Source organism: Cupriavidus cauae, assembly GCF_026210475.1.
GTDB lineage: Bacteria > Pseudomonadota > Gammaproteobacteria > Burkholderiales > Burkholderiaceae > Cupriavidus > Cupriavidus cauae.
On the sequence record NZ_CP080294.1, the window covers coordinates 845,596 to 861,831 of the forward strand.

The following is a 16,236-nucleotide window of genomic DNA, read 5'->3' on the forward strand; positions in this document are numbered from 1 at the left end:
CGTCCACCGCCCGCCGGCCGCCCGTCTTGACTTTCATCACTACTGTCGTCTCTATTTCCGCTCCGCCTTTCGCTACATGTCGACCAGCACCTCGAACGATCTGCCGGACACGACGCGCTCCCGTCATCGGGAACCCGCGCGGGACCACCCACGCGAGGATGGCGGCCACGGGCCCGCGCGCGACGACTTTGCGCTGCTATGGCGCAGCACCTCGCCGGCGATGCGCCGGCTGCTCGAGCAGATTCCCCGCGTCGCGGCCACCGACGTGCCGATGCTGGCCGTCGGCGAAAGCGGCACCGGCAAGGAGCTGGTGGCCCGCGCGATACATGAGCGCAGCAACCGGCGCGGCAAGCCCTTCGTCGCCGTCAATTGCGGCGCGATCGCGCCGACCCTGATCGAATCGGAACTGTTCGGCCACGAAAAGGGCGGATTCACCGGGGCGATGCAGCAGAAGGCCGGCTATTTCGAGCAGGCGCACGGCGGCACGCTGTTCCTGGACGAGGTCACCGAAATGGCGCCCGACATGCAGATCAAGCTGCTGCGGGTGCTGGAGACGCGCACCTTCCATCGCGTCGGCGGCGACGCCCAGGTGGTCTGCGACGTGCGCATCGTCTCGGCGACCAACCGCGATCCGCTGGAAGCCGTGCGCAGCGGCGTGCTGCGCGAGGACCTGCTGTACCGGCTCGCCGTGGTGCCGCTGCATATCCCGCCGCTGCGCGAGCGGCGCGAGGACATCGTTCCGCTGGCCAAGCACTTCCTGGCCGAGCTGAACGCCGCCGAAGGCGCCGACAAGGTGTTCTCGGCCAGCGCGCTGGAGCGCCTGTGCCAGTACGGCTGGCCGGGCAACGTACGCGAGTTGCGCAACACGGTCTATCGCGCCTTCATCCTGGCCGACCGCGTGATCGAACTGCCGAACCCGAACATCGCGTCCCAGCCGCCGCTGCCCACCGCCGCCGACGGCGTGCTGAACGTGCGGATCGGCACCACGCTGGCCGATGCGCAGCGCGGCCTGATCCTCGCCACGCTGGCCCGCTTCGACGGCGACAAGCGCCGCGCCGCGCAGGCGCTCGGCATCAGCCTGAAGACCCTGTACAACCGCCTGGACGCCTATCGCGACGGCTGATCGGCCTGTCTGGCCAGATCGGCTTCCTCGTCCGCCACCGCGGCGGACGAGGAAGCCGCCGGCACGGCCTGGCGCGCATGCAGCCGCGCCAGCAGCGGCAGATGGTCCGAGGCGATCCGCGCCAGCGGGCTGCGATGGCTCGACACCGAGGCCAGCACCGAGCGCGGACAGCACCACAGGCGATCCAGCGCCAGCACCGGCATCCGCGACGGGAACGTGGGCACATGCGGCGCCCCGTCGAAGTACGCGTGCAGCCAGCGCAGCGGCCGGCCCCACAGGAACCATTCGTTGACATCGCCCAGCAGCACGGTGGGCACGCCGGGATGTTCGGCCAGCGAGCTCAGCAGCCGGCGCACCTGCATGCGGCGCTCGCCGGGCCACAGCCCCAGATGGGTGGCGATCACCCGCAGCGGGGCGGCATGCACGCCGTCGGGACAGCTCAGCGTCGCGTCGATCGCGCCGCGCGGCTCGTGGCGGCCCACGCTGAGGTCGATCTGCCGGACCCGGTTGGGCGGGAAGCGGGTCAGCAGCGCGTTGCCATATTCGCCGTCATGCCGGATCAGCGTCGGCCCGGGAATCGCGTGATAGCCGGTTTCGTCGCGCAGATAGGCCAGCATGTCGAAGCCGGTGCTGCGCGATTCGACTTCCTGCAGCGCGACGATGTCCGCCTGCAGTTCCGACAGCACGCCGGCGATCCGCTTCGGCAGGAAGCGCCCGTCCACGCCGATGCCGCCGTGAATGTTGTAGCTGGCCACCAGGAACTGCGCCGGCGCCGCGGCGGCGGCCGCTTCCCGCGGGGTCTGCGGGACCGGCTGCGCGAGATCGCCGGCGCGAAATGGATAGATCCGACTCATGCATGCCCTCCATGGCGGGGTTCGCCGATGGCGGCGCGGTGCACCGCCTGGGCGGTCTGCGCGGGCTGCATCGCCTGCGCGACCTGGGCCTCCCTGGCGGCCTGGGCCGCCTCCGCTGCCTGCGCGGCCTGCGCCGCCTGCGCGGCATCCGCACGCCGGCGCCGGCGCAGCAGCCACAGCACGCTCAACGGGATCAGCAGCACCAGCAGCAGCAGCGCCACCGTCAGCGGGTTCGGATTGCGCGCCACCGCGGCGATGCGGTCGACCAGCGAGGCGGAGATCACGATGCCCGGCGTCATGCCGATCAGCGTGCCGAGCAGGCAGTCGCGAAAGCGGATGCGCGAGGCCCCCACCACCAGGTTGACCAGCGTGAACGGCGCGACCGGCACCAGCCGCAGCACCACCATCGCGAGCAGCCCGTGCTGGCCGACCTGCTGGCTCAGCGCGTTCAGCCGCTTGCCGCCATAGCGCCGTACCGCGTCACGGCCGACGAAGCGGCCGATGCCGTAGCCGGTGGCGGCGCTGAGCACCACGCCGCCGAGCGCGCACAGCGCGCCCTTGACCGGGCCGAACACGATCACCGTGACCACGATCAGCAGCGTCACCGGCACCATCACCAGCCCGGCGGCCACATAGGCGCCGAGCATCGCCAGCGGCGCCATCGGCATGTCGCGGATCCGCTCGACCACATCGAGCACGCGGCGGAAGTCCGCCCATTCGCGCAGCGGCGTATAGCGCCACGCAAATGCCAGGCCTGCGAGGACCACCAGCAGCAGGATCGCCATGCCCAGGCGTCCGATCACGCGCGGACGTGCCTCGTGCGTCAGGAATTCATCGACGAGGCCGTCCGGATCGATCGGCTCGATCGGGTCGAGCAGCCGCTCGTCGGGCACCACCGCGTCCACCTCGGGCACCAGCGGCGGATCGAAGGCCTGGAGGGTTCGCTCGCCGGGCCGATGGCAACGGGCGATGGTCTCGTGCAGCGGCTCGCCGCGCGCATGGGCGGCGGCCAGTTCGCCGGCATCGCACGCCAGGTGCTCGGCCACCAGCCGCGCGCGCACCGAGCGGATCGCGGCGGCGATGCGGGCATCCCCGCCGGCCTCGATCACCAGATTGCATTCGGTGTCGAGACCCATCGAGCGATTGTTCAGATTGGCCGAGCCGATCGTCAGCAAGGTGTCGTCGACGACCATGACCTTGCTGTGCACGTTGATGCCGGGCAGCGGCTCCCCATCGGGCCCCGGTTCGCCCTCGCCCGGCAGATGCGGGTAATAGAGCCGATAGCGATGGCCCGCATCGACGCTGCGCAGCTTGCGATGCGCGCGGGCGCGCAGCACGCCCATGCTGTGCTCCTCGAGCCAGCCGCTTTCGCTGCGGCGCGAGACCAGCACCACCTCGGGGCCGTCGGGTTCGGCCAGCCGCGCGGCCAGCGCGTCGGCCAGCACGCCGGAGCTGAAATACTGGTTCTCCAGATACAGGGTCCGGCGCGCGGCGGCGATCGCGTCCAGATGCAGGGCGCGGATTTCGCCGACGCCGGGCTCGCCGGCGAAGGCAGGCGCGGTGCGGGCGATCGCCACCGGCACATCGGTCAGCAGCGGGGCGACGCCATCGGGCCACAGGCGCCGGCCGTGGCCATCGGCGCCCGGGTCGGCCGCGCGCGGCTCGCGCCGGGTGCCGCGGCGCCAGCGCTCGGCCGCCATCTCGCCGAGCGCGCGGGCGACGTCGCCCTCGACCACCGCCTGCACATCGTGGAACGGGCCATAGGGCTTGCCGTCGGGATCGACCCGCCGGGGCTCCTGCAGCGCATGCGAGGGCGTATCCCAGCGGCAGCGCGTCAAATCCAGCCCGCCGACGAAGGCGAGGCTGTGATCGATCACCACGACCTTCTGATGATGCGAGGCGCCCACCGGATGGCGGGCGTCGAGCCGGAACGACAGCCGGCGATGGGTCTGCCAGTCGAGCTTGACCGCCGGCAGCCACTCGCGCTCCATCGCGTAGACCATCGCGAAATCCCAGCTCAGCACGTAGATGCGCAGCCGGCGGCGGCGCCGCACCAGCGCGTCGAGGAAATCGCGCAGCCCGCGCGGAAAGCCGTCGTCGGCGCCGCCGGGCACCAGCTCGAAGCGGCTGTCGATGTCCCAGCCGAGGATGAATACCGTGTGTTCGGCCTGGATCAGCGCCGAGCGCAGCGCACGGAAGTACTCCTCGCCATCGACCAGCATGGCGAAGCGCGATGCCCGTTCGATGCGCCAGCAATTGCGGCCAGGCTGCAGCAGCCCGGTTTGCCGCGGCCCCGCGGCGGGTGCCGGCGCACGATCTCCCGCGGCGGCACGCGGGGCGCCATCGCGGCGCTCCGTCTGCGCTACGCCGGCTGCAAGCTGCCGGTCTTCAGGCGCGTCTTCAGCGGTCATCGACATCCCTGCGGAAACGAAGGAGGCGCACGGGACCAGGATGTCCGCGGACCTCCGCCAGCAGTATGGCAAGCCCTGCACGGAACCGCCGTCCTCCGCCGGCCCCGGCGCTTGTCGGAATCCGCCTACATGGGTGGCGGGACAACGTCCGGGCGGCGCGCGGGCCGGACTGGCGCGCTTGGCAAGCCCGCGCGGCTTGCCTTACCCTGTCCGCCCACCGATGGAGAAAACCCATGGCCGCTACTCAATCTGCCTCCGGCGCTGCAGCCGGTACTGCCACCGGCGCCGCAGCCGACGCGCGTCGGCGCTGGATCCGCGTCGGCACTGACGCCCACGCCTTCGATGCCTACCTGAGCCTGCCGCCCGGCGGCACGCGCCCGGGCACGCCGGGCATCGTGCTGATCCAGGAGATCTTCGGCGTCAACGAACATATCCGCGCGGTGGCCGACCAGTACGCGTTGGACGGCTACGTGGTGATGGCGCCGGACCTGTTCTGGCGCGAGGCGCCGCGCGTCGAACTGGGCTATGCCGGCGCCGACATGGAGCGCGCGCTGGCGCTGCGCCAGGCCACCGATCCGAATCTCGCGCTCGACGATATCGCGCTGACCGCGCAGGCGCTGCGCGCGCAGGTTGGGCCGAACGGCAAGATCGCCGCGGTCGGGTACTGCTTTGGCGGGCTGCTGGCGTACCTGAGCGCGGCGCGCGGGCTGGTCGACGCGGCGGTGCCCTACTACGGCGGCGGGATCCAGCGCGCGCTGGACCAGGCCAGCGCGGTGCGCGTACCGATCCAGTTCCACTATGGCGAACGCGATGCCCATATCCCGCCCGAGGCGGTCGAACAGGTCCGTGCGGCGATGGCGGGCAATCCCCGCGCCGAGATCCATGTGTATCCGGGCGCGGACCACGGCTTCAACTGCTGGGCGCGTGGCTCGTATCACCAGCCGTCGGCGGTGCTGGCCCATGGCCGGGCGCTCACCTTCCTCGCGCAGGCGCTGGCGCAGCCGGCCTGACGTTTTGGCAAGACGCGCCGGCGAGTTGCGCCGGCGGGTTGCCTCGCCTGCGAGCCCGCCCGAGCGCGGCTATGGCCCGGCCTGAAACGGCGAATCCTAACCGCGCGCCACGCCGTCGTCGTTGAAGGCTGTCAGGCGCGAGATGCGGAAGGTGTGGCGCAGCGATTCGAGTTCGCTCCGGTGCAGCAGCGCCAGCCGGTTCAGGCAACGCTCGCCCTTGGGCTGCAGGTGGACCTGCACCACGCGGCGGTCGGCCGCATTGGTCTTGCGCTTGACCAGCCCGGCCGCCTCGCAGCGATTGACCAGCGCGACCACGCCATGCTGCTTGGCCTGCAGCCGCTCGGCCAGTTCGCCGATCGAGGCCCAGTCGCGCCCGGGGAAGCCGCGGATATGCAGCAGCAGCAGATACTGCTGCACGGTCAGGCCCTCCTCGCGCACGGCGTCTTCGGAAAACCGCATGAAGCGCCGCAACTGGTAGCGGAAGTCGGACAGCGCCTCGAAGTCCTGCTTGGCAAGCTCGGTGGCGCTCGGTGAACGGGGCTGGGTCATGGCGTGCGATGGCGCGGCCGGCGTGGCAGCGCGGCCGCAATCTGGAGTCGGCCGTCATTATAGGTGCGCGGCAAGGCGGTCAGGCAGCGTGCGGCGCACCGGCATGCGTCGGTGGCCGCGGCCACCGTTGCGCTACGCGGGGCATCCCGGGTATGGCAGAATCTGTGCGTCCGCAGACACCTGCGCCACGACCACGGAATTCCGATGCTCTCGCAAATCGCCATCTTTCTGCTCGATACCGTTTTCACGCTCTTCGGCATGGCGCTGCTGCTGCGGCTGTGGATGCAACTGACGCGCTTGCCGGCGCGCAATCCGATCTCGCACGCCGTGTTCCAGGTCACGGACTGGCTGGTGCGGCCGCTGCGGCGAATCATTCCGGGCGTCGGCGGCATCGACTGGGCCACCGTGGTCGCGGCCTGGCTGACCGCCGTGGTGTTCCTGCTCGCGGTGATCGGCCTGACCGCCGGCAACCCGCTCGGCCTGCTGCCCGCCGTGCTCGGCATCGCGGTGCTCAACGTGCTCAAGTGGGGCATCAGCCTGGTGATGTGGGTCACGCTGCTGATGGCGATCCTGTCCTGGGTCAACCCGCACTCGCCGATCACCCCGGTGATCCAGCAGTTGACCGATCCGCTGCTCGATCCGATCCGCCGCGTGATCCCGCGCCTGGGCGGCTTCGATATCTCGCCGCTGGTGCTGTTCATCCTTGCCCAGGTGCTGCTGATGGTGATCGCCGGCCTGAGCGTCAATCTGTTCGGCCTGCGGCATCTGCTTTGAGCCAGGATGCTCCGGCGCTGCCGGACCGGTGTAGCCCTGCCGGCGGTACCCCGCCGTTGGTTCCCTGCGGGTGGTTCCCTGCGGGTGGTTCCCTGCCGGTGGTTCCCTGCCGGTGGTTCCCTGTAGGTAGTCCTGCCAATGGTTCCCCGCCATTGTGCGCCTGCCTGAACAGTGTGTTGCTGCAAGGCCTCTTTTTCCACGCAATCGACGGGCGTAGATTCGGGCGGTGTGGTCGGCTTGATGCCGGCCATGCGGCTTTGATCAAAGGAAAAAGAACCATGAAGACTCTTGCACAACCCCGTCGCCTGGCCTTCGCGCTGCTCTGCGCCGCCGGCCTGTCCCTGTCCGCCACCGCGCTGCACGCCACCACGCTCGATCGCGACGTGCTGCGCCTCGAAGGCGCCTCGATGCACGTCGGCAAGGCCGACCCGTACAGCGACGGCGCCCGCACGGTGGACGCCTACACCGATGGCGCCCGCAGCGTCGACGCGTACACGGACGGCGCCCGCGCCGACCACGTGTCGGACGGTCGCGACCGTTTCGGCCAGGGCGCCTGACGCCTCCGCACGCCAGCGCGCGCCATCCGGCGTGCCAGCGAAAACCGGCCCGCGGGCCGGTTTTTTCATAGGCGCGGGCGTTGGACGCAGATGCCGGAAGGCCCGCGTTGCCTGCTCGTTTCGCGCGCGCTCCCTGCGCTCGCTGCGCTCATGCGCTTCTACGCCTTCCCTGCGGGCTCCCCGCACGTTCCCTACGCATTCCATCCGGCCGCGCGCCGATTGTTCCGGCAGCCGGACGAAGTTTCCAGCCCAGGCGGTTTTTCCCGCACGCGCGCGTCGCTAAGCTGGCGCCCATGCCCCACCAACCGCTGCCGGCCGGCCATCCCGCGCCGAATCCCGCCCCGAACCCCGCCCCGCCACCTTCGCTGCGCCTCGCCTCTCACCCCGAGATGGGACCGCTGCGCCTGTCGGCGTTCGGCCTGACGCTGGGACTGGTCACCGGGCTCGACTTCTCGTCGACGCTGATGATGGCGGTAGCGAGCCAGCACATCCAGGGCGGCGTCAACGCGACGCCCAGCGACTACCTGTACGCGGTCAGCGCCTATGCCGCGGCGGCCGTGCTGATGAACATGCTGCTCGACCAGATCGCGCGGCGCATCACCTACAAGCGCTTCACGATGGCGTCGCTGGTGGTGTTCGTGCTCGGCGCGATCCTGTGCGCGGAGGCCGGCTCGCCGACGGGCCTGATCGTCGGCAAGACGGTCGAGGGCCTGGGCGCCGGCGGCCTGTTCGCGGCCTCGCGCATCCTGGTGCAGCTGCTGACGGCGCCGGCCGAGCGCGCCCCGCTGCTGCTGCGTTTCGGCCTGGGTTCGTTCGGGCTGCTGGCGGTGACGCCCTGGCTGACCGGCATCTTCCTCGACGAGATCGGCTGGCGCGCGGTCTTCCTGTTTCAGGCCGTGATCGCGCTGCCGGTGCTGGCGCTGGTGGCGCTGACCTACCCCCGCCGCGGCCCCCGCGACCCGCATCCGCCGGTATCGGCGCTGGACTGGCCCGCCGCGCTCAGCGCCGCGGCCGGCGCGCTGGTGCTGCTGCACACGCTGCAGGAGATGCGCTACACGCGCTTCTTCAGCACGCCCCACATGCCGCTGATGGCCGCGGCCGGGCTGGCGCTGCTGCTGTTCTGCGCCTGGCGCCTGCATCGGCATCAGGACCCATGGATCGACCCGTCGCGGCTGCTCGGCCGGCGCTATCTGTATGGCCTGGGCTTCTACACGCTGTACTACCTGCTGTCGGCGATCTGGGCCTATCTGCTGCCGACGCTGACGCAGAGCGGGCTGGGCCTGACCTTTCGCACCACCAGCATGCTGCTGTCGGTCAGCGGCACCGTGTCGGCGATCGGCGCGGTGGTGCTGACCCTGTGCATGGCGATGGTGTTCCGCAAGCGGCGGGTGATCGCGGCCGGCCTGGTGGTCTACGCCTGCGCCGCGATGCTGCTGTCGCAGCGGCTGATGCCCGGCGCGCCCGACTACGCGCTGGTGCCGGTGGTGCTGCTGGAGGGGCTGACGCCGGTGCTGCTGATGATCCAGGTCGCCTCGATGACCTACCTCGATCTGCCGGTCGAGGACTTCGCCCACGCCTACCAGTTCAAGAACGTCTGCAAGCAGATCGCCTCGGCGACGGGCACCGGGCTGGCCAGCATGTGGATGCAGGAAGGCGCGGCCACGCACCGCACCCATCTGGTCGAACACGTGACGCGCTTCGAGCCCGCCCTGCAGCAGGGCGGCGGGCTGTCAGCCCTGGACCTGGCGCAGTTGTCGCAGGAGGTGGACCGCCAGGCCACCTTGCTGGCGGGCATGGACCTGCTGCACGGCTTCGCGCTGGTCTGCGTGCTGATCGCGGCGTTCGTGCTGGTGCAGAAGAGCTTCCGCTGAGGGTTCTCGTTCGGGCCGCCGGGCTTCGAGGTGCCCGATCGCCGGTTCGCCGGTTCGCCGGTTCGCCGGTTCGCCGGTTCTCCGGTTCGCCGGTTCTCTGGTTCTCCGGGTCTCCGGTTCCCTGGGTCTCTGGGTCTCTGGGTCTCCGGTTCTCTGGGTCTCTGGGTCTCTGGGTCTCCGGGTCTCCGGGGCTCCGGGGCTCCGGGTCCCGGCCGGGCGGTGCCTGCCTCGGGGTCGTCGCGCAACGCGGCATTGCGGCATGCCCCTCTGGCGGTTTGCGGCCTTTTCCACTACTCTTTCGGCCTTTCCGTGCGCATTCGGCATCCAGCCGTATACCTCGATGGCCAGCCACGCCCCGAACGATTCCAAGGATTCCCAGCCGTCCGCCGCCCAGGCCGCCGGAAATGCCGGCAACACCGGCAACACCGGCACCGCCGAGAAGCCCAGCGACAGCTACGTCCAGTCCTTCGCACGCGGGCTGTCGGTGATCCGCGCCTTCAACGCGCAGCGTCCCGCCCAGACCCTGACCGAAATCGCGCAGGCCAGCGGCCTGACGCGTGCCGGCGCGCGGCGCATCCTGCTGACGCTGGTGGGCCTGGGCTACGTCGAGGCCGACGGCAGGCTGTTCCGGCTGACGCCGAAGATTCTCGACCTCGGCTTCGCCTATCTGACGTCGATGCCGTTCTGGAACCTGGCCGAGCCGATCATGGAGGCGCTGTCGCAGCAGGTGCACGAGAGCTGCTCGGTGTCGGTGCTGGACGGGACCGAGATCGTCTACGTGCTGCGCGTGCCCGCGCGCAAGATCATGACGATCAATCTGTCGATCGGCAGCCGGCTGCCCGCCTATTGCTCGTCGATGGGCCGCGTGCTGCTGGCCGGGCTGTCCGACACGGAGCTGGACCGCGTGCTGCACGCCAGCGATCTGCGCAAGCGCACGCAGCGCACGGTCACCGATATCGACGAGCTGAAGGCGATCATCGCGCGCATCCGCGCACAGGGATGGGCGCAGAACGATCAGGAGCTGGAGGAAGGACTGGTGTCGCTGTCGGCGCCGATCCGCAATCGGGCCGGCCAGGTCATTGCCGCGATGAACATCAGCGGCCAGGCCAACCGCACCAGCGCCGAGGAAATGGTGCGCCGTTTCCTGCCGCCGCTGCTGGAAGCGTCCGAGAAGATTACCAACCTGGTCAGCCTGCGCACCTGAGGGTTGCGAATCCGAGGGCCGCGAATCCGAGGGCTGCGAATTCGAGCGCTGCGCACCGAGGGCCACGCACCCGAGGGCCGCGCACGTGGTCCTGCGGGCCTGAAGGCTGCGCCTTCCCCGGTTTTCTTCCGCGCTTCCGCGCTTCCGCGCTTCAGCGCTTCAACTGGCCATCGGGCCCGGCAGCTGCACCATGCCGTGCTGCGCCGACCGCGTGCCGGGCAGCGGCCGGTTGCTCAGGCCCAGGTAGGCGAAGGCGACCGACAGCTTGACGGCGTCGGACAGGTTCTGCCCCGCGCTATGGAACAGCCGGCTGTCGAAGAACAGCACGTCGCCGCGCTGCAATGACAGCGGCGTCGCCCCCGCCAGCAGCGCCGCGCTGGCCGGATGGCTGTCGACCAGAAACTCCGCGGCATCGAGCTGCCCCGGTTCCAGCGCAACGCGATGGGAGCCGGGTATCACGCGCAGCGCGCCGTTGCGCTCGTCCTCGTTGCCCAATGCCAGCCACACCGTCACCAGTTCGGGACTGGCGAACGACCAGTAGCGCGTGTCGCGATGCCAGCCGGTCTGGCTGCCATAGGTCGGATGCTTGGTCATCACGCAGTTGTGGTGGGCCAGCGTCAGCTGCGCCGGCTCGCCGAGCAGCGCGGTGACCAGCGTGGCCACGCGCGGATCGGTCGCCCATTGCTGGAACACCGGGTCGCGGTCATAGGCCTGGCGCAGGCGGCGCACGGTCGCACCGCCCGCAGCGTCACGGCTGCGGGGCGCCCCCGGATAGCCCAGTTCGGCCTCGTATTCGACCGGCTCGACCGCAGCCTCGAGCTGGGCTCGCGCGATGCGCTCCATCGCGTCGCACAAGGCGGGCTCCGCCAGGCCGCGCAACACCACGAAGCCGTCGCGGTGAAACGCCGCGGCGAGCGCCTCGAGTTCTTGTGCGTCGAAGGAGGACGTGGCGGGCGGTGCGGCGGCGTCGCCGGTGGCTTCGGGATCTTGGGGAGAGGCAGGGGTCGTCATGGCGACAGCGGGACGGGCAAGGCGGCGAGGCGATTAGCGTTGCCGCGGGTTCAGCAAGGCGCGAAGGGGACGGTTCGCGCGCCAATAACCGGATGATGCCAGAAGCGGGCGCGGCGTGTGCGGGCGGCCTAGGGATGGAGCTTGTCCTGGCGCGCATGCCGGCGCCGGGCTGGAGATCGGCGCGGGGATCGGGGCCGGATCGGCAGCATCAGGGCGAGAATTGATATCGTTCGATATAATTACGTTTGTAACTATATCCCGGGATCGAACCATGTCCTTCGAAGACCGCATCGACCGCTTCTGCGCCGCCCATCCAGAGGCGCCGCGCGACCTGATCATGGCCGCGCGGCTGCTGATGCGCACGGCGCGGCTGCTGCGCGCGCATATCGATCAAGCGCTCGCTCCCTTCGATCTCGACATGTCGCAGTACCTGTGCCTGAGCATGCTGGCCGCTGACGAAGGCCAGCCGAGCATGCCGTCGGAACTGAGCACCACGCTGGATGCGACCCGCACACAGATGACGCGGCTGCTCGACGGACTCGAAGCGCGCGGCCTGCTGCGCCGCCGCGCCTCGACGCAGGACCGGCGCAGCCTCGAGCTGCGGCTGACCGCGGCGGGGCGCAGCCTGGTCGAGCGCGCCGCGCCGGTCGTGCATGCGGCGTACGGGGAAGCATGGGGCCCGTTGGGCGAGACGGGACTGGCAGGCGCGACGCGCGCGCTCGCGAAACTGCACCAGCATCTGGACACGCTGCAATCATGAGCGCGCAGGTCGTATCGCGCGGGTCCACGCGGCTGCGCCGCAGCCGGCTGTGGTGCCGGCTGTGGTGCCGGCTGTGGTGCCGGCTGTGGTGGCGGCTGGGGCTCCAGCTGCGATTACGGGTACTGCTACGGCTGCGGCTGCGGCTGCCGCTGCGATTGGGGCTGGGGCTCGGGCTGCGGCTGCATCCGCAACTGCTCGGCCACCGCCAACGCCAGACGTTGCTGATGCTGCTGCTGGCGCTGGCCACCGCCGTCGAATTCCTCGAGAACATCATGTTCGTCTTCGCCGCCAGCCATATCGTCGGCGGCATCGACGGCGATCCGCGCAGCTTCGCGCTGGTGCAGGCAGCCTACGCGGTCGGCAGCATGCTGACGATCCTGAAGCAGCCGTGGCTGGCGCAGCGCTTCGGCTATCGCCGCTATCTGACCGGCGCGCTGCTGCTGTTCATTGCCGGGGCGCTGGCCGCCGCGGCCAGCCATTCGGTGACGCAGCTCGCCGCCGCGCGCCTGCTGCAGGGGCTCGGCGGAGGCGCGCTGTTTACCAGCTGCCGCATCCTGGTCAATCTGATGTTCTCCCCCGCCGACCGGCCGCGTGCCTTGCGCATCTTCATGCTGGGGATCTTCGGCGCCTCGACGCTGGCCCCGGCCTTTGCCGCCGCGCTGATCGAGCATGGCGTCTGGCAGGACGTGTTCTTCGGCGTGGTGCCCTTCGCCGCGCTGGCTGCGTTCGCTGCATGGTGGCTGTTGCCCGATGCGGAGCCCTCGCGCGACGCCGCGCAGGCCCCCGCGATCGGCCCGCTGCTGCTGTTCGGCGTCGCCATCGTTGCGCTGCAGGCCGCGTTGAGCGAGGCGCGCTTCGATGTGCTGTCGCACCCGTTGCGGCTCGCCGCGCTCGCCGCCAGCGGCGCCGCGCTGCTGGCGCTGTTCCTTTGGCACCAGTGGCATCACGGCAAGCCGCTGCTGGCGCTGCGCAACCTGCGCCATCCGGTTTACCTGACCGGCCTGGCGATGTATTTCGTCTACTACCTGATCAACAACCTGAGCGGCTACCTGTTTCCGATCTATGCCGAACAGGCGCTGGGGCTGCCGCTGCAGACGACCGGCTGGCTCAACACGTTGTCGGCCGCGGTCAGCCTCGTGGGCATCGCCATCTATCTGAAGAGCGCTTCGCGCCTGCCCCGCAAGAAGCCGCTGATGACCGCGGGCCTGCTGGTGATGGCCGGCGCGGCGTGGTGGTTCTCGCGCTTGCCGCCCGATGCCGATGTCGGCGCGCTCGCGTGGGGCCTGGTCGGCAAGGGCCTGTTCGGCGTGATGGTGATCATCCCGATCGCGGGTCTGACGTTTCGCCCGCTATCGGCCGAGGATTTTGCGCACGGCTATCGCAGCAAGAACCTGATGCGGCAGATCGCCAGCTCGTTCGCTTCCGCGCTCGGCGCGATCCTGCTGCAGAACCGGCAGTTCGCGGTCCACCAGGGCATTGTCGACGCGCTCGGCAATCGGCCGGAGCAGACAGAGCAATGGATGCGCACGATGGAGGGCACGTTGGCCGCGCGCGGGCTCGACGCCGCGCATGCGCATCAGTTCGCGCTGACATGGCTGGCGCGGCTGGTCGATCAACAGGCCAGGCTGATGGCTTGCGAGGATCTGTATCGCTGGATCGCGCTGCTGGCGCTGTGCGCGGCGGCGGCGATGCTGTGGCAGCGTCGGCTCGATTGAGCGCGCCGCGAGGGACCGCAGCAGGGGCTGCGGTCGAGGTGAGGGTGTTGTCCGGCGGCGTTGCCGTCGTCAGAACAGCGGCAGCTGCCGCATGCCGAAGCCCACGGTCTCTTCGACGCGCATGCGCGCGTGCGCCAGCGAGCCTTCGGCACCCGAGTAGTTGCCGGCCGCCCAGCGATAGACCACGGGGACTTCGCCGCGCTCGGACAGATGTACTTCGCCCAGCTTGTCGCCGCGCTCGTTGCGGTAGTAGTGGGAACGATAGCCGCGCTCCCAGTAGGTGACCTCTACCTTCTTGCGACGACGGGGCGACGGCGTCGCGCGCGGCATGCGCCGCGCCCGGTCGTTCGCCGTCACCGTAGATGCACGCGTGAGATCCAACTGCATAGACTTCCTTTTCGATCGAGTCCACAAGACGATGGCACCGATGCCTCGTCATGCATCGCAGTCGTGATGATACGCCGTGATTGCGTTCCTGTGTGGCTATGCAGCCCGGAAAACCGCTCTGGGCAACGTTTTCCGGGTGGGTACGTATACGTATACCTCCCGTATACGTTGGCGCGTATACGGCAGGTATACGGGGTCGTATACGTGGGCGTATACCTGCCCGTATACCTGCGGTACACCTCGACGTGTACGTCGAGGCGTGAGAGCTGACCGACAAAAAAGCGTCGCGCCCGGGCCTGTCGATGCCCGCTCGCGACGCCTTGCGCGCCTTCAGTCAGCTCAACTTGATCTGCGCGATTTGATCAGCGAGATCGATCGGCGCAATTCGATCAGCCCAATTCGATCGGCACGAACAGCTGCATGTCGTCACGCTGCACCAGCAGTGCGACCTCTTTGCCGGCCTTCGACACCATCGTGCGCAATTGCTCGACCGACTTGATCGGCGTCCCGTTGAAGGCGAGGATCACGTCGCCGGCTTGAATGCCGACGCGTGCCGCGGGACCCGACGCGCCCTCCACCACCAGGCCGCCGGCGATGCCGCTCTCGCGCTGCTCCGCGGGCGACAGCGGGCGCACCGCAAGCCCGAGCTTGCCGCCGGACTCGGCGCCATCGCTCTTCTGCGCGACGGTCTGCTCGTTGGCCGCGCCGACCTTGACGGTCAGCGTGACGGGCTTGCCCTCGCGCACGACCTTCAGCTTCGTTTCGGTACCCGGCTTCAGGTCGGCCACGTGCTCCGGCAGGTCGGTGGAGCGGTCGACCGGGTCGTCGTCGATCTGCACGATCACATCTCCCGGCTTCAGGCCGGCTTTCGCCGCGGGGCCGTCAGGCTCGACCGTATTGACCAGGGCGCCCGCCGGCTTGGGCAAACCGAACGACTGCGCCAGGGCCTGGTTGACCTCCTGCACGCCGATACCCAGGCGTCCGCGCGTCACCTTGCCGTGCGCGACCAGCTGCTGCTGAACCTTGGTGGCCACGTCGATCGGGATGGCGAACGACAGGCCCTGATAACCGCCGGTCCGGCTGTAGATCTGCGAATTGATGCCGATCACTTCGCCGCGCTGATTGAACAGCGGACCGCCCGAGTTGCCGGGATTGACCGCGACGTCGGTCTGGATGAACGGGACATAGGTGTCGTCCGGCAGCGCGCGCGACTTCGCGCTGACGATGCCGGCGGTCACGGTGTTCTCGAAACCGTACGGCGAACCGATCGCCACCACCGGCTCGCCGACGCGCACCTGCGACGGGTCGCCCAGCTGCACGGTGGGCAGGTCCTTCGCGTCGATCTTGATCACCGCGATGTCGGTCTGCTTGTCGACGCCGAGCACCTTGGCCTTGAACTCGCGGCGATCGGTCAGCTTGACGACGACTTCCTGCGCACCGTCGACAACGTGCGCGTTGGTCAGGATCATGCCGTCCGGACTGACGATAAAGCCGGAGCCCAGGCCACGCGCGAGTTGCGGCTGGTCCGGCTGCGGTCCATACGGGAACGGGATGCCGAAGCGCTTGAAGAACTGGAACATCGGATCGTCCGGATCCATGCCCGGCGGCAGCTGCGCCGCGGTGCGCTGCGCGCGTGCGGTCACGCTGATATTCACCACCGCGGGACCGTAGCGGTCGACGATGCCGGAGAAGTCGGTCGGCGTTGCCATCGCGCGTGCGGGAGTGGCGCCGACCTGCGCGGTCACCGGGGTCGGCGCGGCATAGCTCGATGACACCGCTTCCTTCTGGAGATAGTTGTAGCCGCCTGCCAACACGCCCAGGGCAGCAATGGCAACGGCCGTACGAGCAACAGTTCGGCGAATCATCTGGTTCTCCTCGTTGGTTCGGCGCCCACGGCGGGCGCGACGAGGACATGCTAGGGGGCGAGACTTAAACCAGCCTTAAGGGAAGGAAAGCGATAGCCGGAAGCCGATGGCCGGGTCTGCGGGATCGGTGGCCGGTTGTCACCAC

14 protein-coding genes are annotated in these 16,236 nt (G+C 69.5%); 8 read left to right on the plus strand and 6 right to left on the minus strand.

Features of this window, described 5'->3' with window-relative positions; genetic code table 11:
• Positions 1-76 precede the first annotated feature (76 nt).
• On the plus strand, positions 77-1,123 hold the full coding sequence (locus tag KZ686_RS19235) for a sigma-54 interaction domain-containing protein (protein ID WP_149320183.1): 1,047 nt from the start codon (positions 77-79) through the stop codon (positions 1,121-1,123).
• Here the strand turns inward: KZ686_RS19235 and KZ686_RS19240 are convergent.
• Together KZ686_RS19240 and KZ686_RS19245 are read right to left on the minus strand one after the other, a co-directional pair.
• Complete coding sequence (locus KZ686_RS19240) at positions 1,108-1,977, minus strand: endonuclease/exonuclease/phosphatase family protein (protein ID WP_265634991.1); 870 nt, start codon at positions 1,975-1,977, stop codon at positions 1,108-1,110. The genes KZ686_RS19235 and KZ686_RS19240 overlap by 16 nt on opposite strands.
• A complete protein-coding gene (locus tag KZ686_RS19245; protein WP_265634993.1) occupies positions 1,974-4,388 on the minus strand; it encodes a VTT domain-containing protein in 2,415 nt (804 codons plus the stop codon). Before KZ686_RS19245 ends, KZ686_RS19240 begins: the two co-directional genes overlap by 4 nt.
• 233 nt (positions 4,389-4,621) lie before the next feature.
• On the opposite strand from KZ686_RS19245, the gene KZ686_RS19250 reads away from it, so the two are divergent.
• Positions 4,622-5,398: a dienelactone hydrolase family protein gene (locus tag KZ686_RS19250; RefSeq protein WP_150082157.1), complete on the plus strand. Its 777-nt coding sequence runs from the start codon at positions 4,622-4,624 to the stop codon at positions 5,396-5,398.
• A 96-nt stretch (positions 5,399-5,494) separates the two neighbouring features.
• Here KZ686_RS19250 and KZ686_RS19255 read toward each other — a convergent pair whose 3' ends face one another.
• On the minus strand, positions 5,495-5,947 hold the full coding sequence (locus KZ686_RS19255) for a MarR family winged helix-turn-helix transcriptional regulator (protein WP_149320179.1): 453 nt from the start codon (positions 5,945-5,947) through the stop codon (positions 5,495-5,497).
• Positions 5,948-6,151: 204 nt separating this feature from the next.
• On the opposite strand from KZ686_RS19255, the gene KZ686_RS19260 reads away from it, so the two are divergent.
• The 4 genes from KZ686_RS19260 to KZ686_RS19275 all read left to right on the plus strand — a co-directional run bounded on the left by KZ686_RS19260 (position 6,152) and on the right by KZ686_RS19275 (position 10,353).
• On the plus strand, positions 6,152-6,721 hold the full coding sequence (locus KZ686_RS19260) for a YggT family protein (RefSeq protein ID WP_149320178.1): 570 nt from the start codon (positions 6,152-6,154) through the stop codon (positions 6,719-6,721).
• 278 nt (positions 6,722-6,999) lie between these two features.
• Positions 7,000-7,278: a hypothetical protein gene (locus KZ686_RS19265; RefSeq protein WP_149320177.1), complete on the plus strand. Its 279-nt coding sequence runs from the start codon at positions 7,000-7,002 to the stop codon at positions 7,276-7,278.
• 293 nt (positions 7,279-7,571) lie between these two features.
• Positions 7,572-9,149 (plus strand): MFS transporter, encoded by a 1,578-nt coding sequence (locus KZ686_RS19270; RefSeq protein ID WP_265634996.1) that lies wholly within the window; start codon positions 7,572-7,574, stop codon positions 9,147-9,149.
• Between the two features lie 340 nt (positions 9,150-9,489).
• Complete coding sequence (locus KZ686_RS19275) at positions 9,490-10,353, plus strand: IclR family transcriptional regulator (RefSeq protein ID WP_226109536.1); 864 nt, start codon at positions 9,490-9,492, stop codon at positions 10,351-10,353.
• 159 nt (positions 10,354-10,512) lie between these two features.
• On the opposite strand, the gene KZ686_RS19280 is transcribed toward KZ686_RS19275, so the two are convergent.
• Positions 10,513-11,364 (minus strand): phytanoyl-CoA dioxygenase family protein, encoded by an 852-nt coding sequence (locus tag KZ686_RS19280; protein WP_265634998.1) that lies wholly within the window; start codon positions 11,362-11,364, stop codon positions 10,513-10,515.
• Positions 11,365-11,635: 271 nt separating this feature from the next.
• Between KZ686_RS19280 and KZ686_RS19285 the strand changes: the two genes are divergently transcribed.
• Complete coding sequence (locus KZ686_RS19285) at positions 11,636-12,124, plus strand: MarR family winged helix-turn-helix transcriptional regulator (protein ID WP_265635000.1); 489 nt, start codon at positions 11,636-11,638, stop codon at positions 12,122-12,124.
• Between the two features lie 224 nt (positions 12,125-12,348).
• The gene (locus tag KZ686_RS19290) at positions 12,349-13,839 is read left to right on the plus strand and encodes an MFS transporter (RefSeq protein WP_265635308.1); all 1,491 of its coding nucleotides are present in this window, start codon (positions 12,349-12,351) and stop codon (positions 13,837-13,839) included.
• Positions 13,840-13,908: 69 nt separating this feature from the next.
• Here KZ686_RS19290 and KZ686_RS19295 read toward each other — a convergent pair whose 3' ends face one another.
• Positions 13,909-14,226, minus strand: a complete 318-nt coding sequence (locus KZ686_RS19295; protein WP_149320172.1) for a hypothetical protein — start codon at positions 14,224-14,226, stop codon at positions 13,909-13,911.
• 389 nt (positions 14,227-14,615) lie between these two features.
• Positions 14,616-16,091 (minus strand): DegQ family serine endoprotease, encoded by a 1,476-nt coding sequence (locus KZ686_RS19300; protein WP_265635002.1) that lies wholly within the window; start codon positions 16,089-16,091, stop codon positions 14,616-14,618.
• Between the last annotated feature and the right edge of the window lie 145 nt (positions 16,092-16,236).